Here is a 24,532-nt window from a genome sequence, read left to right as displayed (position 1 = left end):
CGCAAAGTGTTCGGGGTGGACGTTACGGCGCCTAAATTGCAGTTTGGCTTGTCATCAATCAAATTGTTTGTTGTTATGCGAGCTATCAGTCAGGCCGATAGAAAGGTCACTCAACATGAATTTGTTCCAACTGCGCGCATTCGACGCAGTGGCCCGCGAGGGCAGCTTTACCTGCGCGGCGGCGCGGTTGTTCATCAGCCAGCCGGCGGTGACCGGGCACATCAAGGCCCTTGAAGAGCACTACCAGATCCCCTTGTTGCGCCGCACCGCGCGGCGCGTCGAGTTGACCGAAGAGGGGACACGCCTGGCAGCGATCACCCGGGCGATCTTTGGCCTGGTGGACGAAGCCCAGGCCCTGCTGGAGGCCAATCGGCAGTTGCTCAGCGGGCGCCTCGAAGTGGCGGCCGATGGCCCGCACCTGGTGATGCCGATGATCGCCAGCCTGCGCGCGCGCTACCCAGGGATCACCGTGAACCTGCGCCTGGGCAATGCCCAGGAAACCCTGGCAGCGCTGCTGTCCGAGCATGCGGATGTGGCGGTGCTCACCGAAGTCGAACCACGCAACGGTCTGCACTTGCAGGCGCTGGGCGAATCGAGGATCTGCGCGTTGGTGCCGGCCGGCCACCCGTGGGCGATGCTGGCCCAGGGCATTCAGTTGGAGCAATTGCACGAGGTGATCATGGTGCTGCGCGAGCCGGGCTCCATTACCCGGCGCACCTTCGATCACGCCTGCCTCGGCGCCGGGGTGCAGCCGAAAGTGCTGCTGGAGCTGGACAGCCGTGAAGCGGTGACCGAAGCCGTTGCCGCCGAGTTGGGGGTTGGCGTGGTGTCCTCGATGGAGGTCAGCCCGGACCCGCGCGTGTGTGCGCTGCCGATCCACGGGCAGGGGCTGCTCAACCGACACATGTTGGGGTGCATGGAGCGCCGTCGGTCGCTGCGTTTGATTCAGGCGTTTTTCGAGCTGGCGCCGTGAAGGTTTTTTGGTGGAACGTTGCGTTTTTGCCCTATAAACTCTGCCCCCAAAGCGCCGGCCAGTAGACGTCTCGGCGCGATGGATGAGGAAGAGAGCAAGTCATGGGCGCACAGTGGAAAGTCAAACATAAAGAAGCGGCAGCCAATGCCAAGGGCAAGATCTTCGGCAAACTGGTGAAAGAGATCACCATCGCTGCCCGTAACGGTGCCGACACCGCGACCAACGCCCACTTGCGTCTGGTGGTGGAGCAGGCCAAAAAAGCCTCGATGCCCAAGGAAACCCTGGACCGCGCCATCAAGAAAGGCGCCGGTCTGCTCGGGGAAACCGTGCAGTACCACCGCGTGACCTACGAAGGGTTCGCCCCGCATCAGGTGCCGCTGATCGTTGAGTGCGTGACCGACAACATCAACCGCACCGTGGCGGAAATCCGCGTGGCGTTCCGCAAGGGCCAACTGGGCGCTTCCGGCTCCGTGGCCTGGGACTTCAACCACGTCGGCCTGATCGAAGCCGCGCCGGACAGCCCGGACGCCGATCCTGAAATGGCGGCCATTGAAGCCGGCGCCCAGGATTTCGAAGAGGGCGAAGAAGAGGGCACCACCCTGTTCATCACCGAAACCACCGACCTCGACGCCGTGCAGAAAGCGCTGCCGGAGCAGGGTTTTACCGTGCTGTCGGCCAAACTGGGCTATATCGCGAAGAACCCGGTGACGGGGTTGACCGACGAGCAGATGGCTGAAGTCGAAGCCTTCCTCGAAGGCCTGGACAACCATGACGACGTGCAGGATATGTTCGTCGGCCTGGCCGGCTGATCCATGCCTGAATAAACGCGCTCAAAACTGTGGGAGGGGGCTTGCTTCCGATAGCGGTGTGTCAGTCAACGATGATGTTGAATGGGCCACAGCCATCGGGAGCAAGCCCCTTCCCACGTTGGGTTCAGTGCTGTGGAATAGATTGCAGTAGCGCTTCGACTTCCTCGAAGCCCGGCCGCGCCAGCACTTCGGGCTGACAGCAGCGCGCCTGCAAGCTTTCCAGGATCTGGCGTGTGGTGTCGCTCAAGCCTACGTCGATCCGCTGCAACAACTCCCCGAGCAACACTCCGAACGCACGCACTTCAATGCGTTGCAGTGCCCGGGTTTCTACGGTGTCGGCGGTGGCATGGAACGACGCCGCGCCGAAATCCCCGAGCAAGCAGTCGCCCGCCGCGTTCCACAGAATATTGTGGCCGTACAGGTCGCCATGGGTGATGCCATGGCGGTGCAGGTGCGCGCCCACCGAGGCGATGCCGCGAGCCATGCGCAATGCCACCGCGAGGCTGAAGCGGGTAGCCGGTTCGTAGATGTCGCGGGTGCAGGACGCCAGGCTCGGCAGGGCGGCGAGGTTGCGGTAGCTCGGCTCGATCAGGTCCATCACCAGCGCGGCCTGGTCGTCGGGGTGGCCAACCACGCGGCCTTCCACCTTGATCAGGTTGGGGTGCAGCCCGGCGGCAATGCATGCCTGCATTTCGTGCAGCGGTGAGCCGTCGCTGGTGATGCTGCCCTTGTACAGCTTGACCGCCACCGGCTTGGCCGAGGGCTGCCAGAGCGCCTTGCGGATCACCCCGGAGGCGCCTTCCCCGAGCACCTCGGCCAGTTCCAGCGCCGACCATGGAATGTCGGGCGTCGCATCGTCGGCGGCCACGTCCGCCGCCGTTTCCACCGGGTTGCCGGCGTAGGCCAGCCAGGTCAGGCTGGGCAGCGCCAGGAGCCAATCGGGCAGGCCGGTGAGGCGGTTGGAGGCGATGCGGATCAGCTCCAGGTTGTGACAATTGGCCAGGCTTGGCGGCAGGTGCGCCAGGTGGTTGCCGGCCAGCATCAGTTTTTGCAGCAGCGGCCGCTCGCCCAATTCGTCGGGCAGTTGGCTGATGCAGTTATCGGTGAGGATCAACCAGCGCAACAGCGGCGGCAACGCGGCGGCCGGCACGTGGCGGATGCGGTTGGCCTTGAAGCCGATCATGCTCAGCTTTGCGCATTGGCCCAGGCAGGCCGGCAGTTCGGTAAAGGCGTTGTCCGAGCAGAACAACACACGCAGGTGCGGCAGGCGATGCAGGTCGTCGGGCAGGCTGCTCAGGGCGTTGCCGCTGAGGTTGAGGATTTCCAGTGAGTCGGCCAGTTCGAAGATTTCCCGGGGGAATTCGGTCAGCCCACAGGACAGGTCCAGGCGCTGGATGCCGGCCAATTGGCCGGCCTTGAGTTGGGCGAGGGTATTCATGAACGGCGCGGTCACTCGGCAAGGGGGCGTAAAAAGGCGCTCATGATACCGGGTCGGGCGTGTGTTGCGGGCGGACCGCCTGCAATTGGTTCAGGCGACTGGCGGTGCGCGCCAGATCGATGGCCTGGCCGCTCAAGGCCTGCTCCAGCGGGTGCGCGCCGATCAGGATCAGCTGTTTATCCTGGTCGTAGAGCACGTCCACCAGGTTGATAAAGCGCTGTTGCACGGCGATCGGACAGTCTGCCAGATGCGGTAGCCCGTCGATGATCCACTCGTCGAAGTCCTGGCACAGCAGCAGGTAATCCATCACCGCCGTGAGTTGTTCGCAGAGGTCATGGAAGGTGAAGGCGATGCGCCGTGCCTGCTGGCTGCGGCAGCGCAACTGGCGGTTGCCGACCGTCAGCACCTGCGCCGGGCAATCCGTGGCCGGCAGCCCGAGCGCGGTTCGCTGCGCCGGTGTCCCCGGCCACACGTACCGACCGCTGCTGAAGCGCTGTTCGGCATGGGCCTGGGGCAGGCTGCGGAAGTCCTTGGGCGAGCTGACTTCCAGCACGTCCATGCGCGCTGCGATCAGGTCGATCACCGGCTTGAATCGCTCGTGGTACAGCGGGTTGGGCAACAGCCCTTGCGGCGGATAATTGGACGTCACCAGCACCAGGACGCGACGTTGGAACAACGCCTTGAACAGGCGGTTGATCAGCATCGCATCGCCGATATCGTGGACATGGAATTCGTCGAAACACAGCACGCGGCAGCCGTCCAGCAGCGCATCCAGGGTCACCGCCAGTGCGTCGTGGTGCTGACGGTGGGCGAACATGCCCCGGTGCAGGCGGGCGAAAAAATCATGGAAATGCACGCGTTGTTTTTCGGCGATCGGCAATGCCTGGAAAAACCCGTCCAGCAGCCAACTTTTGCCGCGCCCCACCGGCCCGTGCAAATACAGGCTGCGGGTGGGCTGGCCGGCGAGCAGGTGGTGGGTCTCGCGCGCCATCGCCGCAATCGCCCGGGCCTGTGCGGCGCTGAGGGTATAGCCGTGCTGCTCGGCCTTGGTCTGAAAGAAGGTGGGGATGGGGGAGTCGTCGTGGGTGGGGTGTTTTTTACCGAGCAAACGACGGATCAGGGAACGCGGCGCCAAGGGGAGTCACTCTGTGTGCGGTGGTCGCTCACTTTAGGGCGACAATCGGGATTTGACCAATAGCGAAGCGCGCCGCCAGCCATCTCGAAAACGCATGGCCTTTACGGGGCGTGGGCTTCAGAACTGCAGCAGCGGCGTGGTCGGCAGCCCCTGCGGGCTGACCATTGCGTAGTTGTACCCGCCGCCGGACCAGTACTCGGCGAGCAAACCATCGGCGCTGCGGCTGCCGCGGGGCAGGAAGTTATTTTCCGGGCCCGGCGGGCGGATGTAGAAACTGATGTGCCGGCCTTGCCGATCCTCGTACAGCACCATCGCCGCCGCGCCTTGTTCAGTGCTGAGCAAGCGCCCGCTGACAGGGCTGAAACCCGCCTGGCTCAAGTCGGGCAGACGCTGGGCCTGGTTGAAATAGCGGTCGAGCCAGGTTTGCATCGTGGCGTTGCCCTGGGCGTGATAGTCGGCGGGCAGCACACCGTCCTGGGCAAACAGGCGGTAAGCCTGCATGGCATCGGCCATGGGCAGCATGGGCGGTTGCGTGGCTTCGCGCGCCTGCCAGCCACCCAGGCCGCCGAGGCTGACCGCCATCAGCAACACCGCCGCCGTGGCGAAATGGCGGCGCGACTGCTGCTTGATGCGCTGGCGGATCAGCGCCGGGTCCAGGGCCGGGTTGGCTGGCTGCTGCAACGCGCCACTCAAGGCAGCGCGCAATACGTGCGCGTCCTGCTGCCAGGCATGCACCTGGGCGGCGACCTCGGGGTGGGCGGCCAAGTAGGTTTCCAGCACGCGTCGATCGCTCTCCGGCAGTTGCTGGTCGACGTAGGCATGCAAATCGCGTTCGCTGGGGGGCAGGCTGATCATTTGAGTATCCGCAGGGAAGGGCTGGTCATTTCGCCATCGCTGAGTTGACGCAGGGCTTGGCGCGCCCTGGACAGACGCGACATCACAGTGCCGATGGGCACGTCAAGAATCTGCGCGACTTCCTTGTAGCTCAAGCCTTCGACCGACACCCACAACAGCAGGGCGCGCTGTTCGCTGTTGAGCCGGTCGAAGGCTTGCAGGGTCGACTGGGCGATTACCGTGCGTTCGACCGACGGCTGCACATCGTCGCGGCCGGTGAAGAACTCGAGCATGCGCGCATAGCGCCGGGTGCGCCGATGGGCATCGAGGAACTGCCGGTAGAGGATCGAGAACAGCCAGGCGCGCAGGTCGCCGTCGACGGTTTTGTCGGCCCAGCGGGTGATCGCCCGTTCCAGGGTCGATTGCACCAGGTCGTCGGCGCTGCTGGCGTTACGGCTCAGGGACAGGGCAAAGCGCCGCAGCCTGGGGATGAGTTCACGTAACTGTTCGTCGAGTTCATGCATGGGGAGTCGAGTCTAACCGGTTGTGTGCAGGTAGACGCTGCTCCCTGTAGGTTATTCCACTCGCGATGAAAAGAAACTTTACGCGTGTCGGTGAGAAGTTTCTGTAAAGCCTGAGCGCCTGTAATCGCGGGCTCGTACCTCAATCCACCCTCGTACCTGCCAGCCATTTTTCGGCAGTCAACCGATGAGGGTGTATCCATGATGTTTTCACCGACCGAAAAACCGCTTTTTTCCCCGCCCATGCTGGCGCCTCTGCCTGTCCTGCAGCGCGCCTTGCTTGAACAATGGGGCTTTGGCCCATCGACCCCGCCGAGCGCCGCCTGTATCCACCACGCCATCGAAGCGCAAGCGGCGCTGGCACCGCATGCGACGGCGGCAGTGTGTGCGGGGCAGCGCATCAGTTATGAACAACTCAACCGCCAAGCCAATCGTTTGGCCGCGGGCTTGATCGAGCAGGGCGTCAAACGCGGCGACACTGTGGCGCTGTTCGTCGAGCGTTCGATCCCCATGCTGGTGGGCCTGTTGGCCGTGTTGAAGGTCGGCGCCGCGTATGTGCCGCAGGACGCCAGAATCGTCCCGCCCCTGCAACTGGCCATGGTCCTCGAGTCATTGACCAGCCCGCTGATCCTGACCCTGTCGCACCTGGCGGATCGCATCCCGTCAGACGCCGCCCATCGCAGCTTGTGCCTGGACACGTTCCTGGCCGAAGTGCCCTGGATCACCCAGGACAATAAGCCGGTGGGCGCCGTCGTCGACACCCACGACTTGTGTTTCGTGCTGTTCACGTCCGGCACCACGGGGCGCCCCAACGGCGTGTGTGTCAGTCACCGTAACGTATGCAACATCCTGTTGACGCAGCCCGGGCGGATGGGCATGGCGCCGGGCCGCAACGTCGGGCAGATCCTCAATATCGGCTTCGACATGGCGGCCTGGGAAATACTCGGCTGCCTGGCCCATGGCGCGACGTTGCTGATTCGCGGCAAAGCCATTGCGCAGACCGCTGCACAGTGCCATGTGTTGATCGCAACCCCTTCGATCCTGGCCGGCCTCGATCCTCGGCAGTGCCCCGATCTCCAGGTGGTCGCGGTCGCCGGAGAACCCTGTTCCCAGGCCCTGGCCGAGCGTTGGGCGGCGTATTGCACGTTCTACAACGGCTGCGGCCCCACCGAAACCACCATCGTCAATACGCTGCATCGGCATGTGCCTGGCACCCCATTGACCATCGGCCAGCCGACCCCCAACAACAGCGTGTATGTGCTCGACGAACAGGGCCGCCCCTGTGAGGCGGGGAAAGCCGGGGAAATGTGGGCGGGCGGCGCCGGGGTAACGGCGGGTTATCTGAACAACCGCGCATTGACCCACGAACGGTACCGCCCGGACCCCTTTGTGGGCGGCGACGCCATGATGTTCCGCACACGCGACCTGGGACGCTGGACGGCCGACGGGCAACTCGAGCACCTGGGGCGCGTCGATGACCAAGTGAAAGTCCGCGGGTTCCGGGTAGAGCTGGACGCGGTGTCCAGCGCCCTGGAAGCCGGCGATGGCTGCACGCGGGCCGTCACGCTAAAACTCGACAGCCGCACCTTGGTCGCCTTTGTTTCGCCGGCCAGCGCCGATGTGGCGTCCTGCCGACGCCAATGCGAGCAGCGCCTGGCCTACTACTGCGTGCCGGCGCTGATCGACGCAGTGGAGCATTTTCCACTGACCGCCCGCGGCAAGATCGACAAGGCGCTGTTGCTGCAACGGGCGCGTGAAAGGTGGGTGGCCGTGCAGGCGTTCGCGGTGCAGGAGCCCGGCCATGCTTGATGCCCTGAGCCAAACCGTGGTGCCGCCCAAACCGGCGCTTTGGCGGCGCTGGACGGCGTTGCCGGTGTTTTCCTACTACAACCGCCTGGCGGCGTTGGTGTTGCTCAGCAACCTGGCGTTTGCGGTGCTGGGCGTCGGCCTGCAGGGCGTCAGCACCCAGACGTTGTCGTCGCTGGTGCTGATCAACCTGTCGCTGGCCATCCTGATTCGCCAGCAATACCTGATCAATGCGTTGTTCTGGCTGGCGACGCGCATCCCCGTCACCTGGCCGCTGCGTGTGCGGCGCAGCGCGGCCAAGGTGTACCACGTCGGCGGGCTGCACAGTGGCGCGGCCCTGGCGGCCACGGGCTGGTTCGCGGGGTGGGTCGGTGTGCAGGCCACGGACTATCTGCAGCGGCCGGGCAGCGTTTCGTTCGCTGGGTTGTGGCTTGGCGCGACGCTGCTCGGCGTGTTGCTGTTGATGGTGGGCATGGCGCAACCGCGCATCCGGGGGCGATTTCACAATGGCTTCGAGCGGGTTCATCGGTTTGCGGGGTGGGCCGCGTTGCTGTTGTTTTGGGTGCTGACCTTGCTGGCGTCCGTCGAACGCGGTGCGAGCCTGCTGCACAGTGGCGCGTTCTGGATGCTGGTGCTGTTGACGCTGAGCATCGCGCTGCCCTGGCTGCGGCTGCGCAAGGTCGCCGTTGAGCACACGCGGCCTTCCGGGCATGCGGTGATTACGCGCTTTACCCACACCACGCCATTCGCCGGTTCGTCGACCGCGATCAGCCGACATCCGCTGTTGGAGTGGCACTCGTTTGCCAACATCCCCACACCGGGCCAAACCGGGTTTCGGCTGACCATTTCCCGCGCCGGGGATTGGACGGGGCGGTTTATCGAGGACCTGCCGCGCCATGTGTGGGTCAAGGGCATCACCACCGCTGGCGTGGCCCATGTGGAAACCCTGTTCAAGTCGGTGGTGTACGTCGCCACCGGCAGCGGGATCGGCCCGGTCATGCCGCATTTACTTGCGGCGCGGCTGCCGATCCAGCTGATCTGGTCGACCCGCAGCCCGCGCAAGACCTACGGCGACGAATGGGTCGACGAGATCCTGGGTGCCCAGCCCGACGCGTTGATCTGGGACACCGATGAGCGCGGCAAACCTGACCTGGTGCAGTTGGCCTACGGCGCCGTGCAAGCCTGTGGCGCGGAGGCTGTGATCTGTATCGCCAACCAACGACTGACGCAGCAGGTCGTGCAAGAGCTGGAAGCCCGGGGGATACCCGCCTATGGCGCGATCTGGGATTCGTGAAGCGTGTGTGTTCATTAAACGATATCAATCAATGGAGGTGCCTATGAATGTAGTGATCGAGCGTCAGGGTCGGGTGGTCCTGGTCAGGCTCAATCGTCCCCAGGTCAAGAATGCGCTGAACTCGGCGCTGATGACCGAGCTGGTTTCTTGTCTGGAGGCCCTGGACCAGGACCCTCAGGTCGGGTGTTTTGTCATCACCGGCGGTGCACAGTATTTTGCCGCCGGAGCCGATATCAAGGAGATGAGCGGCAAGACCTATCAGGACATGCTCAACGAGGATTACTTCGTCGGCTGGGAGGCATTTACCCGCTTGCGCACGCCGACCATCGCCGCCGTCAACGGTTACGCCTTCGGCGGAGGGTGCGAACTGGCGCTGATGTGCGACATGATCTTTGCCGCCGATAGCGCCACCTTTGCCCAGCCGGAGATCAAGCTCGGCGTGATCCCTGGCATGGGGGCGACCCAACGTCTGACAGGCTTGATCGGCAAGGCCAAGACCATGGATCTGGTGCTGACCGGGCGGCCGATGACGGCTCATGAGGCTGAACAGGCCGGGTTGGTGTCGCGTGTCTATCCGGCGGCGAGCTTGCTGGAGCAGACGCTGGCAGTGGCCGCGCAAATCGCCGGTTTTTCTCGCCTGGCCACCCGGGCGGCGCGCGAGGCGGTCGAGCAATCCCTGCAGCTCGGGCTGCACGAGGGCGTGCGGCTGGAACGCCGACTGTTCCACAGTCTGTTCGCCACGCCCGATCAGCAGGAGGGCATGCAGGCGTTTCTCGACAAGCGACCGGCCGCGTTTAATCGGGTGTAGGAGGGCCAAGGACTCGGCGCTGGGCTGCTCTGAAAAAAAACTACAGTGAAGGAGGAATAAACCTACATGGGATTCGTCTCATAGCTCAATTTCCCCTTGGCCATGTGCCCTGGAGCTTTTCATGGTAGATCACTCATCACCGCCCCGTCCGCCACTCAGCACGGCCAGCCTGGCGATCAGGCTGGCGTGTATCGGTGGCGTGGTAGCGGCTGTCGCCGGGGCGTTTGCCTACGTCAACGGCACCTTCGACCCACAACGCCTGCAGCCCAAAACCCTGGTCAATGCCCTGGAAACCAATAACGGCATCCACCCGGGGTTTCGGCGCAACCATGCCAAGGGCGTATGTGTCGCGGGGTACTTCGAGAGCAGCGCCGAGGCGCGTGCCTACTCCAGTGCCCAGGTATTCAATGCGGCCAGGACCCCATTGATCGGCCGGTTTGCCTTGCCCAGCGGTAACCCCTACGCGCCGGACAGCAGTGTGCCGATCCGCAGTTTTGCCGTGCAATTCAGCCAGGCCAACGGCCAGCAGTGGCGCACCGGGATGAACAGCATGCCGGTGTTTCCGGTGGGCACCCCCGAGGCGTTCTACCAACTGCTCAAGGCCGGCGCGCCCGATCCGGCCACCGGCAAGCCCAACCCGGCGAATATGCCGGCGTTCTTTGCGGCCCATCCCGAGGCCGCGCCGTTCCTGGCGTGGGTCAAGACGGCCAAGCCATCCGCCAGCTATGCGACGGAAACCTACAACGGCATCAACGCGTTTTTCCTGGTGGGCGCCGATGGCAAGCGCCAGGCCGTGCGTTGGGCGGTTGTCGCGCAAAGCCAGGATGCTGTGGGCGATACCGCGCCAGCCGGCAGTGACTTCCTGGAAAAAGACCTGGTGCAACGCCTGGCTTCCGGACCGCTGCGTTGGCAGTTGAACCTGACCCTGGCCAACCCCGGCGATCCGCTCGACGATGCAAGCAAACCCTGGATCGGCGAACACAAAATACTCAACGCCGGCACCCTGGTGCTGCAAAGCAGCCAAGCGCAAGCAGACGGCGATTGCCGCGACATCAACTTCGATCCGCTGATTCTGCCAAGCGGCATCGAGGCTTCGAATGACCCGCTATTGGCCGCGCGTTCGGCCGCCTATGCCAGTTCCTACCTGCGCCGCGCCGCAGAAGTCAGCCCGTTGCACCGCACCCCTCAGGAGTCGAAGCCATGAATGCCCAACCACGGTTTTTCGCCCCCCTGGCACGCCTGCTGCACTGGCTGATGGCGCTGATGATCATCGCCATGCTGTTTATCGGCGCGGGCCTGGCAGCGTCGGTTTCCGAACGGCATGAATGGTTGATCCACCTGCACAAACCGCTGGGTATCGCGATCCTGGCGTTGGTGATCGTGCGTTTGGCGGTGCGTTTTTCCACGCGCCAACCGCCGTTGCCTGGCGATTTGCCGCGATGGCAAGTGTTGGCGGCCAAGGCTTCCCATTGGCTGCTGTATGCCTTGATGCTGGTGTTGCCGCTGCTCGGCTGGGCGATGATTTCGGCGGCGGGCGACCCGGTGATGCTCAGCCATTCGGTGCAACTGCCGGCGCTGGTGTCGGCCAACGCACCGCTGTTCGCGGTGCTGCGCAAGGCCCATGGCTATCTTGCCTACGTGCTGTTTTTCACGGTGTTGTTGCACCTGGCGGCGGCGCTGTTCCATGGGTTGATTCGCCGTGACGGCGTGCTGCAGAGCATGACGGGCACCCAGGACTGAGGCCCGCGCTTGATCCGTGTGGCGAGCACGCTCGCCACATTCAGCGCAACAGGCTGACGATATCGGCCACGCTGCTCAACACATCCTTGCCCAACTGCATCGAGCGTTTGCCCGACCAGCCGGTGTTCGGGTTGGGCGCGTCGTCGTTGTCCTTGAAGGGCATCTCCAGGGTCAGCGACAGGCAGTCGTACTTCTCACCGACGGCATTGCAGGCCAGGGTCATATTGGCTTCGCCCGGCAGGTCGCGGGTGTAGCCGTGGGTGGTCTGGAAGTCACGGGTCAAGGCGCTCAGGTGGCTGCGAAAGTGCTTTTCCAGGGCTTCGATACGCGGGGTGTAACCGGGGTTGCCTTCGCAGGCGGCGGCGAATACGTAGGGGATTTCTTCGTCACCGTGGATATCGAGGAACAGGTCGACGCCATACTTTTCCATTTGCGTCTGGACGAACAGCACTTCCGGGCTGATCTCCTGGCTGGCGCTCTGCCAGGCGCGATTGAGGTCCTGGCCCATGGCGTTGGTGCGCAGGTGGCCGTGAAACGCGCCGTCGGGGTTCATGTTCGGCACCAGGTACAGGTCGGCGACGGCCAACAGCTTTTTCAGCTCGGCGTCGCCGTCCTGTTGCAGGCGTTCGATGATGCCTTCCATAAACCATTCGGCCATGTGCTCGCCGGGGTGCTGCTGGGCGATGATCCACACCTTGCGCCGACCTTCGCCACCTTTGCCACGGCGCAACAGTTGGATATCGCGGCCTTCGACACTTTTACCGGTGGCCAGCAAGCGGGTGCCCGCATGGTTCAGCGCCTGGTCGATGAGCCAGTCGTGGCGCTCGCGGCTGTAGGGTTCGAAGTAGGCAAACCAGGCGTGTTTCTCACGGGTTTCGAGACTGATGTGCAGGGTTTCGCCGTCGAAACGCGTAGGCACCCGAAACCAATTGACATGGTCATACGACGCCACGGCGTTGTAGCCGCTCCAGGCGTGTTTATAGGACGATTGCCCGGCATTGCTCAGGCGGAAGGTGTGGGTGTGGCCCACGTGCATGCCTTCGGCCTTGAAGTGGAACCATTGGAAATGGTGACTGCGGGTATCGGGTTTGATTGCCAGCAACAAGTGATAGGCATCGCTGGCATCCAGAACCTGGATGTTGCCGCTGTCGAAGTTGGTGCTGATTTTGATGGAGGTCAAGGCCACGGTCATAGTCTGGCTGCCTGAGTATGAGTGTTGTGGCGGTTATCTTACACAGAGGCCGGGCAAAATCCGGATGCAAAATTGTTGCGGGAGGAGGGGGGCGTCATCCTTGACGCCGCAGCAGCTTAGAATCTATGAGATTGATTCTCAAGTGCTATTTCGCAAAGGTCTGAGCCAGAGCGGTCGCCCGACTTTCTTTTGACGATGGTCTTTTGCTATCATGCGTGCCATCAAGCAACACACAGTCTTCATTAGCCTGAAGCCAAGCCAGAAACACTGGCAAAAAAAAGACCCGGCCAAAGAGCCGGGTCAAAAACCGTGATTAGCCTGATGAGGAGATATTCCAAGAGTCCGACCTAAGGTCCCTTGGTCTATCGACTGATCTCGCGATCAGCTTGATCCAATAATAATCATTATCATTTGCAAGTCAAATGTTTTTATCCGTGGGATAGAAATATTTTTCTTTCGCGTGGCTCATGCACCGTCCTGAGCCTGCGGCGCCTGCAACGATCGCTCCACCATCGCCTTCGCCATATCAATCAAATACACCACTGAAAATGCCAGGTCACGCTGGTTGCCTTGATGGCTGCTCGCCGATTCGTAGGCTGTGGCAGCCGCGCTGCGTAACAGGTCCGAGGCATGCACCAGGGCTTCCTCCGGGCTGACACCGGGCTTGATGCTGAAGAAGGCGTCGTTCGGGGCCGAGGCGCACATCTCTTCTTTCAAATAGTAATCCAGCGCACGTTGGGCGGCGCCGCTGCTGCGCATGTCGAGCAGCTCATGGGATTCGGGTTCGCAGGGCAGGCGATACGGGCTTGTCGTCATAGGGCGGTACTCGGGTTGGGTGTCGAAACGCTGATACCCGATGATAGTACGTATCGTATTTATGTCGTTTTATGGATTACTACAAACTGTTTATTGCCCTGAAAAATACGCGACGTATTGTCAGGCCCCATGGATAAATGGATCGCGTTGGTCAGGGCCAACATGAAAGACCGCAAGGTCACGCAGGATGAACTGGCCGAACGCCTGGGCATGTCCCAGGGCGGTGTCGGGCATTGGCTGAACAAGCGCCGGGTGCCAAGCCTGGCGGACATGAACCGGGTGCTGGAGGCGCTGGGGCTGGGCTCCCTGGAAGTCGCGCTGGATATTCGTCGCAAGGCCGATGCGCTGCCGGTTGGGCCACCACACTACAACCCGTACTTCCGCTACCCGGTCAGCGATTGGAAAGGCGTGTGCGAACTTCGCGAAGAGCGCCCGGCCTACGGCGCGGCGCGCTTCGAACTGACGGACTACCATGCCCGGGGCGAGGCTTACTGGCTGCCCGTGGTCGGCGACGCGATGACCGCGCCCAGTGGCCTGAGCATCGGTGCCGGGATGATGATCCTGGTGGACCCGGCCATCGATGCCGAACCCGGCAAGCTGGTGGTCGCGCAGTGGGCGCACAGCCCGCAGGCGACCTTCCGCCAGTTGCGCGAAGAGAGCGGCCAGCTGTACCTGGTGCCGCTCAATCCGACTTACCCCAAGCGCCTGTTCAGCGACGATTGCCGCATCCTCGGCGTCGTCGTGCAGGCCACGGCGAAGTTCTAGTCCGCGGGTTCAAGCTCGACCAGCGCGCAACCTTCGGCAACCATTTCGCCTTCCTGGCAGAACAGTGCCTTGACCACGCCGGCCTGGGGCGCGCGGATGCTGTGTTCCATCTTCATCGCCTCCAGCACCACCAACTGCGTGCCGGCTTCGACGGTCTGGCCGATGTCCACCAGCACCCGCACGATGCTGCCGTTCATCGGCGCGGTGAGGCCGCCTTGGTGGGATTGGTTGGCTTCGACCGCCGCAATCGGATCGAACAGGCTGACGGCATGCATGTCGCCCTCCCAGCGCAGGAACAGCGTGCCTGCGCTACGCACGGCCAGATGGGCACGGCGCACGCCCTGATGGTCGATCAGCAGCTGTTCGCCTTGCAGTCGCGGCGTGTGTTGCGCCAACGTCACCAGGCGATCCTGGCCGTTGCAGCTCAAGTGCAGCGAGACTTCGGCGGGCAGCCCTGCGCGAAAGCCGCGAGTGTCTGCCCACGGCCCGTCGCCGGCCGGCAGGCTCTGCATGAAGGCCGAACCCGCGGCCTGCCAGAATTCGTCGCTCAACGCTCCGGGCACCGGCAGCAGTTCGTCCTGATAGCGCGGAATAAAGCCGGTATCCAGCTCGGCGGCGGCAAACGCCGGATGGGCGATGATACGTCGCACAAAGCCCAGGTTGGTCTTGAGTCCGCCGACGGCGAACTCGTCGAGCATGCTCAACAGCCGCAGCCGCGCTTGTTCGCGGTCCTCGCCCCAGGCAATCAGCTTGCCGAGCATCGGGTCGTAGAAGGGCGAAACGCTGTCGCCTTGCTCGACGCCGCTGTCCACGCGGCGGCCCGGGCCGGGTGCGGATTCGCGGTACAGCGTCAGGTGGCCGGTCGCGGGGAGGAAATCATTGGCCGGGTCTTCGGCATACAAGCGTACCTCGATCGCATGGCCGATCAACGGCACCTGCGCCTGGGTGATCGGCAGCGCTTCGCCCTGGGCCACGCGAATCTGCCAGGCCACCAGGTCGAGGCCGGTAATCGCCTCGGTCACCGGGTGCTCCACTTGCAGCCGCGTGTTCATCTCCATAAAGAAAAACTCGCCACGGGCATCCAGCAAAAACTCCACCGTGCCCGCGCCCACATAACCGATGGCCTGGGCCGCACGCACCGCGGCTTCACCCATCGCCCGGCGCTGGTCGGCGCTCAAGCCGGGCGCCGGGGCTTCCTCGACGACTTTTTGGTGGCGCCGCTGGATCGAACAATCGCGCTCGTTGAGGTACAGGCAGTGCCCCTGCTGATCGGCAAATACCTGGATCTCCACATGGCGTGGCTTGAGTAAGTACTTCTCCACCAGCATCTGCGCGTTACCGAAGGACGACAGCGCCTCACGCTGGGCGGAAGCCAGGGCTTCGGCCAGTTGACTGACGTCCTCGACCACTTTCATGCCCTTGCCGCCGCCACCGGCCGTGGCCTTGAGCAGCACCGGGTAGCCGATGCGCGCGCAGGCGGCGCGGAAGGTGTCCAGGTCCTGAGCTTCGCCGTGGTAGCCCGGCACCAGCGGCACGCCGGCGGTTTCCATCAGTGACTTGGCGGCGGATTTGCTGCCCATGGCGTCGATTGCCGAGGCGGGCGGGCCGAGGAAGATCAGCCCGGCCGCCTCGACGGCACGGGCAAAACCGGCGTTTTCGGAAAGGAAGCCGTAGCCCGGATGAATCGCCTGGGCGCCGCTGGCCTGGGCGGCGGCGATCAGTTTGTCGATTTGCAGGTAACTGTCGGTCGCTTTGCTGCCGCCCAGGTCGACGCGGATATCGGCTTCGCGGCTATGGCGCGCATCGCGATCGGTGGCGCTGTGGACCGCCACGGTGGTCAACCCCATCGCCTTGGCGGTACGCATCACGCGGCAGGCAATTTCGCCACGGTTGGCCACCAGTATCGTGGTCAGTGTGCTCATGAGCGTGGCTCCTGCGACTGCCAGCTGGGTGGGCGTTTTTGCAGGAATGCGCGTAAACCTTCCTGGCCTTCGGCGCTGACGCGGATCCGGGCGATGGCATTTTCGCAATAGCGCCGCAGCGCCGGGGTGAGGGCGCCGTTACCGACTTCGCGCAGCAGATCCTTGCTTGCACGCATCGCTGCCGGGCTGTTTTGCAGGAGGTTGGCAATCCAGTGGTCGACCTGTTGATCCAGGGTTTCGGCCGGATAGCTTTCCGCCAGCAAGCCGATGTCGCGCGCGCGTTCGCCGCCAAAGCGTTCGGCCGTGAGCGCATAACGACGCGCCGCGCGTTCCCCGATGGCTTGCACCACAAACGGGCTGATCACCGCAGGCGCCAAACCGATGCGTACTTCCGACAGGCAGAACTGCGCGTCATCGGCCCCGATCGCCATGTCGCAGCAACTGATCAGGCCCAGCGCGCCACCGTAGGCTGCGCCTTGCACCACTGCCAGCGTCGGGATTTTCAGCTTGGCCAGGTTGTACATCAGCTCCGCCAGTTCGCGTGCGTCGTCGAGGTTGGTGGCGTAATCCAGTTCGGCCGACTGTTGCATCCAGGCCAGGTCGGCGCCGGCGCTGAAGTGTTTGCCGCGCCCGCGCAGGACCAGAAAGCGTAGCGACGCATTGCCCTGCACCTGGTCGAGGGCGATGATCAGTTCGCGGATCATCTCGGCGTTGAACGCGTTGTGCTTGGCTTCGCGACTGAGCCACAGCGTGGCGAAACCACGGCTGTCGGTGATCAGTTCGAGGGTGTTGAAATCGTTCATGGGGTACAGCTCCATTTACATGCGGAACACGCCGAAGCGGCTCGGCTCGATGGGGGCGTTCAGTGCGGCAGACAGGGCCAGGGCCAGCACGTCGCGGGTCTGCAACGGGTCGATGACGCCGTCATCCCACAGGCGTGCGCTGGAGTAATACGGGTGGCCCTGGGTTTCGTACTGGTCGAGGATCGGCTGTTTGATCGCCGCTTCCTCTTGCGCGCTGAAGCCGTTGCCGGCGCGTTCGGCCTGCTCGCGCTTGACCTGCACCAACACGCCGGCCGCCTGTTCGGCGCCCATCACGCCGATGCGCGCGTTGGGCCACATCCACAAAAAACGCGGGTCGTAGGCGCGGCCGCACATACCGTAGTTACCCGCGCCAAAACTGCCGCCGATGATCACGGTGAATTTCGGCACCTTGGCGCAGGCCACCGCCGTGACCAGCTTGGCGCCGTGCTTGGCGATACCGCCGGCCTCGTACTTCTGGCCGACCATAAAACCGGTGATGTTTTGCAGGAACAGCAACGGAATCCCGCGCTGACACGCAAGCTCGATAAAGTGCGCGCCTTTTTGCGCGGCTTCGGCGAACAGAATCCCGTTGTTGGCCAGGATCGCTATCGGGTAGCCGTGCAAGTGTGCAAAGCCGCAGACCAGGGTGGTGCCGAACAGCGCCTTGAACTCATCGAACACCGAGCCGTCCACCAGTCGCGCAATCACTTCGCGCACATCGAACGGCTGCTTGGCATCGGCCGGGATCACGCCGTACAACTCTTCGCCGCTGTACAGCGGCGCCACTGGCGTGCGTTGCAGCAACTGGCCTTGTTTGCGCCAGTTGAGGTTGGCCACGCTGCGCCGGGCCAGGGCCAGGGCGTGTTCATCGCTGTCGGCATAGTGGTCGGCCACGCCGGAGATCTTGCAGTGCACGTCGGCACCGCCGAGGTCTTCGGCGCTGACCACTTCGCCGGTGGCGGCCTTTACCAGCGGCGGGCCGGCGAGGAAGATGGTGGCTTGCTGGCGCACCATGATTGCTTCGTCCGCCATCGCCGGCACATAGGCGCCGCCGGCGGTACACGAGCCCATCACCACCGCAATCTGCGGGATGCCCTGGGCGCTCATGTTGGCCTGGTTGAAGAAGATCCGCCCGAAGTGCTCGCGGTCGGGGAAGACCTCATCCTGGCGCGGCAGGTTGGCGCCGCCGGAATCCACCAGGTAGATGCATGGCAGGCGGTTCTGTTCGGCGATGGTCTGCGCGCGCAGGTGTTTCTTGACCGTCAGCGGGTAGTAGGAGCCGCCTTTCACCGTGGCGTCGTTGGCGACGATCATGCATTCGACGCCTTCCACGCGGCCGATCCCGACAATCACCCCGGCGGCCGGCACGTCTTCGCCATACACCTGATGGGCGGCCAGTTGGCTGAGTTCCAGGAACGGCGATCCAGGGTCGAGCAAGCGGTTGATCCGCTCGCGTGGCAGCAGTTTGCCGCGCGAGGTGTGGCGCTCCTGGGCCTTGGCGCCGCCGCCTTGCTGCACCTGGGCGAGCAGGGTGTGCAGGGCGTCGACCTGTTGGCGCATCGCCGCGCTGTTGGCGGCGAACTCCGCCGAGCGCGGGTTGAGCTGGGTGTGCAAGGTGGCCATGGCGCGCTCCTTCAGCGGGTTTCGTTGAAGAGTTCGCGACCGATCAACATGCGCCGGATCTCACTGGTGCCGGCGCCGATTTCGTACAGCTTGGCGTCGCGCAGCAGGCGTCCAGCGGGGAATTCATTGATGTAGCCATTGCCGCCCAGGATCTGGATCGCGTCGAGGGCCATTTGCGTGGCGCGTTCGGCGCTGTAGAGGATCACCCCGGCCGCGTCCTTGCGCGTGGTTTCGCCGCGCTCGCAGGCCTGGGCCACCGCGTACAGGTAGGCGCGGCTGGCGTTGAGTTGGGTGTACATGTCGGCGACCTTGCCCTGGATCAGCTGGAATTCGCCGATGCTCTGGCCGAACTGCTTGCGGTCGTGGATGTACGGCACGATCAGGTCCATGCAGGCTTGCATGATCCCGGTCGGGCCGCCGGACAGTACGACGCGTTCGTAGTCCAGGCCGCTCATCAGCACTTTGACGCCGCCGTTGAGCACGCCGAGGATGTTGTCCTCCGGCACTTCCACGTCATCGAAGAACAGCTCGCAGGTGTTGGAGCCGCGCATGCCGAGCTTGTCGAACTTGTTACTGCGGCTGAAGCCTTTCCAGTCGCGCTCGACGATGAACGCCGTGATGCCGTGGGCGCCTTTGTCCAGGTCGGTCTTGGCGTAGATCACGTAGGTGCTGGCGTCGGGGCCGTTGGTGATCCAAGTCTTGCTGCCGTTGAGCACGTAGTGGTCGCCGCGCTTGTCGGCGCGCAGTTTCATCGAGACCACGTCGGAGCCGGCATTCGGCTCGCTCATGGCCAGGGCGCCGACGTGTTCGCCGCTGATCAGCTTCGGCAGGTACTTGAGTTTCTGTTCATGGCTGCCGTTGCGGTTGATCTGGTTCACGCAGAGGTTGGAGTGGGCGCCGTAGGACAACGCCACCGACGCCGAACCACGGCTGATCTCTTCCATGGCCACCACATGGGCCAGGTAGCCCAGGCCGGCACCGCCGTATTCTTCGGCCACGGTAATGCCCAGCAGGCCCATGTCACCGAACTTGCGCCACAGGTCGGCGGGGAACAGGTTGTCGATGTCGATTTGTGCCGCGCGCGGAGAAATCTCCTTGGCCACGAAGGACTGCACTTGGTCGCGCAGCATGTCGATGGTTTCGCCGAGGGCGAAGTTCAGGGAGGGGTAACTCATGGACAGGCACCTTTATTGAGCTTTGTTGTTGTGGGGTGACGGCACCGGGGGAGGGGATGCTCACCTTTACGTTAACGTAAGCTTGCGTTGCGGCGCTGTCAATCGTAGTTTACGTTTACGTCAACCTACAAAAAAGACAACAGGGGTCGTTATGGATCAACCGAATCAGAGCTACAGCCGTGGCTCTCAGGACAAGACCTTGTTGGCCATGACGATCGGTCAGGCCTTCGATCACACGGTTGCGCAGTATCCCGATGGGGAAGCCTTGGTGGTGCGTCACCAGCAACGCCGCTACACCTGGCAGCAACTGGCCGAGACCGTCGACCTGCACGCCCGCGCGCTGCTGGCGTTGGGCCTGCAGCGCGGCGATCGCCTGGGCATCTGGGCGCCGAACTGCGCCGAGTGGTGCATCAGCCAGTTGGCCAGCGCCAAGCTCGGGGTGATTCTGGTCAATATCAATCCGGCCTATCGCAGCACTGAGCTGGAATACGTGCTCAAGCAATCCGGCTGCCAATGGCTGGTGTGTGCCGGTTCGTTCAAGACCTCCGATTACCACGCGATGTTGCAGGAACTGCTGCCCGAGCTGGCGGAGCAACCCGTCGGCCGCTTGAACTGCGAAAAACTGGCGGACCTGCGCGGCGTGATCAGCCTTGCGCCGCGCCCGCCCACGGGCTTTTTGCCCTGGTCGCAACTGGCGGCCCTTGGTGCGGGCATCCCGCCTGAGCGATTGATCGCGCGCCAAGCCAGCCTGCACTTCGACCAGGCCGTCAATATCCAGTACACCTCCGGCACCACCGGCTTCCCCAAGGGCGCCACCCTCAGTCATCTCAATATCCTCAACAACGGCTACATGGTCGGCGAAAGCCTGGGCTTGACCGCGCAGGACCGCCTGGTGATCCCCGTGCCGCTGTATCACTGTTTCGGCATGGTGATGGGCAACCTGGGCTGCATCACCCACGGCACCACCATGATTTACCCGAACGACGGCTTCGACCCGCTGCTGACCCTGGCCGCCGTCGCCGAAGAACGCGCCAGCGCCCTGTACGGCGTGCCGACCATGTTTATCGCCATGCTCGACCATCCGCAACGCGGCGAGTTCGACCTGTCCAGCCTGCGCACCGGGATCATGGCCGGTGCCACCTGCCCGATCGAAGTGATGCGTCGGGTCATCGGCGAAATGCACATGAGCGAAGTGCAGATTGCCTACGGCATGACCGAAACCAGCCCGGTGTCCCTGCAGACCGGCCCCGATGACGACCTGGAGCGCCGCGTCACCACGGTCGGCCGCACCCAGCCGCAATTGGAAAGCAAGATCGTCGACCTCGCCGGTCACACCGTCGCGCGTGGCGAGATCGGTGAGCTGTGTACCCGTGGCTACAGCGTGATGCTCGGTTACTGGAACAACCCCGACGGCACCCGCGACGCAATCGACGACGCCGGCTGGATGCATACCGGTGACCTGGCGACCATGGACGAGCACGGCTACGTGTGCATCGTCGGGCGCAACAAGGACATGATCATTCGCGGTGGCGAGAACGTGTACCCGCGCGAGCTGGAAGAGTTTTTCTTCACGCACCCGGCGGTGGCCGATGTGCAGGTCATTGGTATTCCGGATGAGCGTTATGGCGAAGAGATTGTTGCCTGGGTCAAGTGTCACCCCGGGCATGTGGCCAGCGCGCTGGAGTTGCACACGTGGTGCAAGGGGCGTATCGCGCACTTCAAGACGCCCAAGCATTTCAAGTTCGTGGATGAATTCCCGATGACGGTCACCGGCAAGATCCAGAAATTCCGCATGCGCGAGATCTCGATCGAAGAGCTGCGAACGCAGTCTTAGTCGTTTCGCTGAAAACTTGTGGGGGAGGGAGCAAGCCCCTCCCACAGTTTAAATTGCGTAATCCCAGACAGCACAAAGGGGACCCGAAGGTCCCCTTTAATTTGTTGTTACGTGCTCTTTTTTTATTATTGAGGGGCGGTCTATTGTTGTTTTTGGCAACCGTTACCCTTTACCGCTGTTTTTGGCGACCCCATCCAGGGTCAAGAGCAAACGTATTTTTTTGAGCGCTGATCTGCTTCTTCGTACACGATCCAACCAGTGGGTAGCTACCTGAGGTAGTTTTATTTTTCTCTATCCGGTTGCGGGTTTCGGCATGCCGTACCCTGCGAAGCACATCTTCTCCAAAAAAATCTGTTAGCTGCGTCTCTGCCGTGTTGTTTTTGTTATGTCAGAGTCGTTTCGTCTTATTTTTATTAGGTTTGGCGCTTTTTATTCTTGTTATGCCATAGAGATAGCAGAAGCCGTGCCAACTTTTAAAAATCTTTTAAAATCAATGAGTTGAGTTTTTTGTGGGAAATGCCCTACGGTAAACACGGGAAAATATGTTCCCGTGTTACTCGTCCGGCCGGCCTGCGGTAACACATTGTCACGGCTAAGCTACTCAACTGGCGTTACGCGCCCGGGCAACGCGCGAGCCGCTGGGCCGGCCGAGCACGTCACTGATCTGCCGGCCCGCGAGAATCAATCGCTCCAGGTCGATGCCGGTCTCGATCCCGAGGCCGTTGAGCAGGTACACCACATCTTCGGTGGCGACGTTACCGCTGGCGCCCTTGGCGTATGGGCAACCGCCGAGGCCGGCGATAGAGCTGTCGAACACGTTGATCCCTTCCAGCAGGCTGGCGTAGACGTTGGCGACGGCCTGCCCATAGGTGTCATGGAAGTGCCCCGCCAACTTGTCCCGTGGCACGTGCGCGCCCACCACCTCGAACAGCCGGCGCGTAGCCCCCGCCGTGCCGGTACCGATGGTGTCGCCCAGGGACACTTCATAGCAGCCCATGGCAAACAGCTCGCGGGCCACCGCCGCCACTTGTTCCGGGGCGACCGCGCCTTCGTAAGGGCAACCCAGCACGCAGGACACATAGCCGCGCACACTGACACCCTGCTGTTTGGCGGCCGCCATGATCGGCACGAATCGCTCCAGGCTTTCGCTGATCGAGCAGTTGATGTTGCGCTGCGAAAACGCCTCGGACGCCGCAGCAAACACCGCGACCTCCTTGACCCCGGCGGCCAGCGCATCTTCAAAGCCGCGCAGGTTCGGCGCCAGCGCGCCGTAGGTCACGCCGGGCTTGCGCTGGATCTGCGCAAAGACTTCGGCGGAACCGGCCATCTGCGGCACCCATTTGGGCGAAACAAAACTGCCGACTTCGATGTAGCTCAGGCCCGCGGCACTGAGGGCATCCACCAACTGCACCTTGTCGGCCACGCTGATGGGTTGGGCTTCATTCTGCAAACCGTCGCGCGGGCCGACTTCGACCAGGCGCACGTGGGAGGGGAGGGACATGGCAACTACCTTATGATCAATGGCCAGCCTGGCCTTGGATGGTTTCGGCCAGGGCCTGGGTGCAGCGCTCTTCGGCGGTGTCCAGTTCCAGCTTCATTTGTTCGATGTCCAGTAACTGCTGCTCCAACTGTTCGCGACGCTCGGCGATTTTCACCAGCATGCTGTTGAGTTGGACATGGTTGCCGCTGGTGGGGTCGTAGAGTTCGATCAGTTCACGGCATTCGGCCAGGGAAAAACCGATGCGCTTGCCGCGCAGGATCAGCTTGAGGCTGACCTTGTCCCGCGCTGAGTAGATGCGTTCCTGGCCCCGGCGTTCCGGGGCCAGCAGGCCTTGTTCCTCATAGAAGCGAATGGCGCGGGTGGTGATGTCGAGCTCGCGGGCGAGGTCGGAAATGCTGTAGGTCGTGCTCATGAAGGCGCTCAAGAAAGTCTTGGCGCTAAGCTAATGTCAGGTTTACGTAAACGTCAAGGTCGATCGTCAATCCCTGTAGGAGCGAGCTTGCTCGCGAAAAACGTCAACGAGAACGCGGTAGCCCTGATACCCAAAGGCGCCCTCGGGTTTTTCGCGAGCAAGCTCGCTCCTACACGGCGACAGGTTCAGGCTTGCAGCTTGTCGAGTTTCTTCTCGTGCGCCGTGACCTGCTGGCACAACTCGATCATTTGCTCGCGCATCCAGCGGTTGGCGGGGTCCTGGTCGGTGCTCTCGTGCCAGTACAGGTGGGTTTCCACCGGCGGCACGTCGTTGACCGGCAGGTTGAACCAGTGCAGTTCATGGCGGCGGGCGAAGCGCTCGGGCACGGTCATCACCATGTCGGTCTGTTGCAACACTTGCGAGGCCATCAGGTAATGCTGGGAGCGCAGGGCGATCTTGCGCTGGATGCCCATCTTGCCCAGGGCCAGGTCGACATGGCCCAGGCCGTTGCGGCGACTGGAGATATGGATATGGGTCAGCGACAGGTAATCATCCAGGGTGAACTTGTCCTTGCCCGCCATCGGGTGGCCCTTGCGCATGGCGCACACGTAGCGGTCTTCCATCAGCTTGACGTGGCGCACCTGCGGGTCGGTGTTGAGCGGTGCGTCGACGGCAAAATCCAGGCGCCCGGCGGCCAGCTCCTTGGTGGTCTCACGGCGTTTGGACAGGAAACTCTCGATCACCACCGTCGGCGCCAGGCGACGCAAGCGCTGGAACAGCAGTGGCAGGATCACCGCTTCGGTCAAGTCGGTCATGCTGATGCGGTAGGTCTTGGCCGCCTGTTGCGGGTTGAAAATCCGGCTTTCCTGCACCGACACGCGCAGCAATGACAGTGCGTTGCGCACCGGGCCGATGATGTTCTGCGCCATCGGCGTGGGCACCATGCCTTGGGCGGTCCGCACGAACAGCGGGTCGTTGAAGGTCTCGCGCAGGCGTGCCAGAGCGTTGGACACCGCCGGTTGGGTGATGCCGACAATCTGCCCGGCACGGGTCAGGTTGGCTTCGGTGTAGATCGCGTCAAAGACGATAAACAGGTTGAGGTCGACCTTGCTCAGATTCATTTCGTTGCGC

The 24,532-nt window shown here is 63.0% G+C and carries 22 protein-coding genes; 9 read left to right on the top strand and 13 right to left on the bottom strand.

Features of this window, described 5'->3' with window-relative positions:
- The first annotated feature begins 115 nt into the window (after positions 1 to 115).
- On the top strand, positions 116 to 973 hold the full coding sequence (locus tag NR164_RS13025) for a LysR substrate-binding domain-containing protein (RefSeq protein ID WP_256822828.1): 858 nt from the start codon (positions 116 to 118) through the stop codon (positions 971 to 973).
- Positions 974 to 1,074: 101 nt separating this feature from the next.
- Positions 1,075 to 1,782, top strand: coding sequence for a YebC/PmpR family DNA-binding transcriptional regulator (locus NR164_RS13020; RefSeq protein WP_017848129.1), 708 nt, complete (start codon positions 1,075 to 1,077; stop codon positions 1,780 to 1,782).
- 124 nt (positions 1,783 to 1,906) lie between these two features.
- On the opposite strand, the gene NR164_RS13015 is transcribed toward NR164_RS13020, so the two are convergent.
- From NR164_RS13015 to NR164_RS13000, 4 genes are all read right to left on the bottom strand, one after another.
- On the bottom strand, positions 1,907 to 3,220 hold the full coding sequence (locus NR164_RS13015) for a leucine-rich repeat-containing protein kinase family protein (RefSeq protein ID WP_256822827.1): 1,314 nt from the start codon (positions 3,218 to 3,220) through the stop codon (positions 1,907 to 1,909).
- Positions 3,221 to 3,260: 40 nt separating this feature from the next.
- Positions 3,261 to 4,355 (bottom strand): cell division protein ZapE, encoded by a 1,095-nt coding sequence (gene zapE, locus NR164_RS13010; RefSeq protein WP_169864386.1) that lies wholly within the window; start codon positions 4,353 to 4,355, stop codon positions 3,261 to 3,263.
- A 117-nt stretch (positions 4,356 to 4,472) separates the two neighbouring features.
- On the bottom strand, positions 4,473 to 5,210 hold the full coding sequence (locus tag NR164_RS13005) for an anti-sigma factor (protein WP_256822826.1): 738 nt from the start codon (positions 5,208 to 5,210) through the stop codon (positions 4,473 to 4,475).
- Entirely contained in the window at positions 5,207 to 5,713 is a 507-nt protein-coding gene (locus NR164_RS13000; protein ID WP_046382864.1) for a sigma-70 family RNA polymerase sigma factor, read from the bottom strand. The genes NR164_RS13005 and NR164_RS13000 overlap by 4 nt, the downstream gene beginning before the upstream one ends.
- Positions 5,714 to 5,911: 198 nt before the next feature.
- Between NR164_RS13000 and NR164_RS12995 the strand changes: the two genes are divergently transcribed.
- The 5 genes from NR164_RS12995 (at position 5,912) to NR164_RS12975 (ending at position 11,358) form a co-directional block, all read left to right on the top strand.
- Positions 5,912 to 7,519, top strand: a complete 1,608-nt coding sequence (locus NR164_RS12995) for an amino acid adenylation domain-containing protein (protein ID WP_256822825.1) — start codon at positions 5,912 to 5,914, stop codon at positions 7,517 to 7,519.
- Positions 7,512 to 8,810 (top strand): hypothetical protein, encoded by a 1,299-nt coding sequence (locus NR164_RS12990; protein WP_256822824.1) that lies wholly within the window; start codon positions 7,512 to 7,514, stop codon positions 8,808 to 8,810. Before NR164_RS12995 ends, NR164_RS12990 begins: the two co-directional genes overlap by 8 nt.
- A gap of 43 nt (positions 8,811 to 8,853) precedes the next feature.
- The gene (locus NR164_RS12985; RefSeq protein ID WP_017848122.1) at positions 8,854 to 9,618 is read left to right on the top strand and encodes an enoyl-CoA hydratase-related protein; all 765 of its coding nucleotides are present in this window, start codon (positions 8,854 to 8,856) and stop codon (positions 9,616 to 9,618) included.
- A 121-nt stretch (positions 9,619 to 9,739) separates the two neighbouring features.
- Complete coding sequence (locus NR164_RS12980) at positions 9,740 to 10,822, top strand: catalase family peroxidase (protein WP_046382865.1); 1,083 nt, start codon at positions 9,740 to 9,742, stop codon at positions 10,820 to 10,822.
- Positions 10,819 to 11,358 carry a cytochrome b gene (locus NR164_RS12975; protein WP_017848120.1) on the top strand — a complete coding sequence of 180 codons (540 nt, stop codon included), beginning with the start codon at positions 10,819 to 10,821 and terminating at the stop codon, positions 11,356 to 11,358. Before NR164_RS12980 ends, NR164_RS12975 begins: the two co-directional genes overlap by 4 nt.
- Positions 11,359 to 11,398: 40 nt before the next feature.
- Here the strand turns inward: NR164_RS12975 and NR164_RS12970 are convergent, their stop codons facing one another.
- Together NR164_RS12970 and NR164_RS12965 are read right to left on the bottom strand one after the other, a co-directional pair.
- Entirely contained in the window at positions 11,399 to 12,550 is a 1,152-nt protein-coding gene (locus NR164_RS12970) for a M14-type cytosolic carboxypeptidase (protein WP_017848119.1), read from the bottom strand.
- Positions 12,551 to 13,015: 465 nt separating this feature from the next.
- A complete protein-coding gene (locus NR164_RS12965; protein ID WP_026140171.1) occupies positions 13,016 to 13,366 on the bottom strand; it encodes a DUF6124 family protein in 351 nt (116 codons plus the stop codon).
- A 129-nt stretch (positions 13,367 to 13,495) separates the two neighbouring features.
- Between NR164_RS12965 and NR164_RS12960 the strand changes: the two genes are divergently transcribed.
- The gene (locus NR164_RS12960; RefSeq protein ID WP_017848116.1) at positions 13,496 to 14,131 is read left to right on the top strand and encodes a LexA family transcriptional regulator; all 636 of its coding nucleotides are present in this window, start codon (positions 13,496 to 13,498) and stop codon (positions 14,129 to 14,131) included.
- Here the strand turns inward: NR164_RS12960 and NR164_RS12955 are convergent.
- From NR164_RS12955 to NR164_RS12940, 4 genes are read right to left on the bottom strand one after another with little or no spacing between them, the layout of a single operon-like run.
- Positions 14,128 to 16,053: an acetyl/propionyl/methylcrotonyl-CoA carboxylase subunit alpha gene (locus tag NR164_RS12955; protein WP_256822823.1), complete on the bottom strand. Its 1,926-nt coding sequence runs from the start codon at positions 16,051 to 16,053 to the stop codon at positions 14,128 to 14,130. The genes NR164_RS12960 and NR164_RS12955 overlap by 4 nt on opposite strands.
- Positions 16,050 to 16,856 carry a gamma-carboxygeranoyl-CoA hydratase gene (locus NR164_RS12950; protein WP_017848114.1) on the bottom strand — a complete coding sequence of 269 codons (807 nt, stop codon included), beginning with the start codon at positions 16,854 to 16,856 and terminating at the stop codon, positions 16,050 to 16,052. The genes NR164_RS12955 and NR164_RS12950 overlap by 4 nt, the downstream gene beginning before the upstream one ends.
- Before the next feature lie 15 nt (positions 16,857 to 16,871).
- On the bottom strand, positions 16,872 to 18,479 hold the full coding sequence (locus tag NR164_RS12945; protein ID WP_046382869.1) for a carboxyl transferase domain-containing protein: 1,608 nt from the start codon (positions 18,477 to 18,479) through the stop codon (positions 16,872 to 16,874).
- Between the two features lie 11 nt (positions 18,480 to 18,490).
- Positions 18,491 to 19,654, bottom strand: a complete 1,164-nt coding sequence (locus NR164_RS12940) for an isovaleryl-CoA dehydrogenase (protein ID WP_057004448.1) — start codon at positions 19,652 to 19,654, stop codon at positions 18,491 to 18,493.
- A gap of 151 nt (positions 19,655 to 19,805) precedes the next feature.
- Between NR164_RS12940 and NR164_RS12935 the strand changes: the two genes are divergently transcribed.
- Positions 19,806 to 21,488 (top strand): AMP-binding protein, encoded by a 1,683-nt coding sequence (locus NR164_RS12935; protein WP_256822822.1) that lies wholly within the window; start codon positions 19,806 to 19,808, stop codon positions 21,486 to 21,488.
- Between the two features lie 601 nt (positions 21,489 to 22,089).
- On the opposite strand, the gene NR164_RS12930 is transcribed toward NR164_RS12935, so the two are convergent.
- The 3 genes from NR164_RS12930 to NR164_RS12920 form a co-directional block, all read right to left on the bottom strand.
- The gene (locus tag NR164_RS12930) at positions 22,090 to 22,989 is read right to left on the bottom strand and encodes a hydroxymethylglutaryl-CoA lyase (protein ID WP_046382872.1); all 900 of its coding nucleotides are present in this window, start codon (positions 22,987 to 22,989) and stop codon (positions 22,090 to 22,092) included.
- A gap of 16 nt (positions 22,990 to 23,005) precedes the next feature.
- On the bottom strand, positions 23,006 to 23,401 hold the full coding sequence (locus tag NR164_RS12925) for a MerR family DNA-binding transcriptional regulator (protein WP_017848109.1): 396 nt from the start codon (positions 23,399 to 23,401) through the stop codon (positions 23,006 to 23,008).
- Between the two features lie 185 nt (positions 23,402 to 23,586).
- Positions 23,587 to 24,522: a LysR family transcriptional regulator gene (locus tag NR164_RS12920; protein ID WP_017848108.1), complete on the bottom strand. Its 936-nt coding sequence runs from the start codon at positions 24,520 to 24,522 to the stop codon at positions 23,587 to 23,589.
- Positions 24,523 to 24,532 lie beyond the last annotated feature (10 nt).

The sequence above is a fragment of the Pseudomonas sp. Pse79 genome, assembly GCF_024519615.1.
Taxonomy (GTDB): domain Bacteria; phylum Pseudomonadota; class Gammaproteobacteria; order Pseudomonadales; family Pseudomonadaceae; genus Aquipseudomonas; species Aquipseudomonas veronii.
Note: the sequence above shows the minus strand (reverse complement) of the source record. Positions and strands in the feature narration are given on the sequence as shown.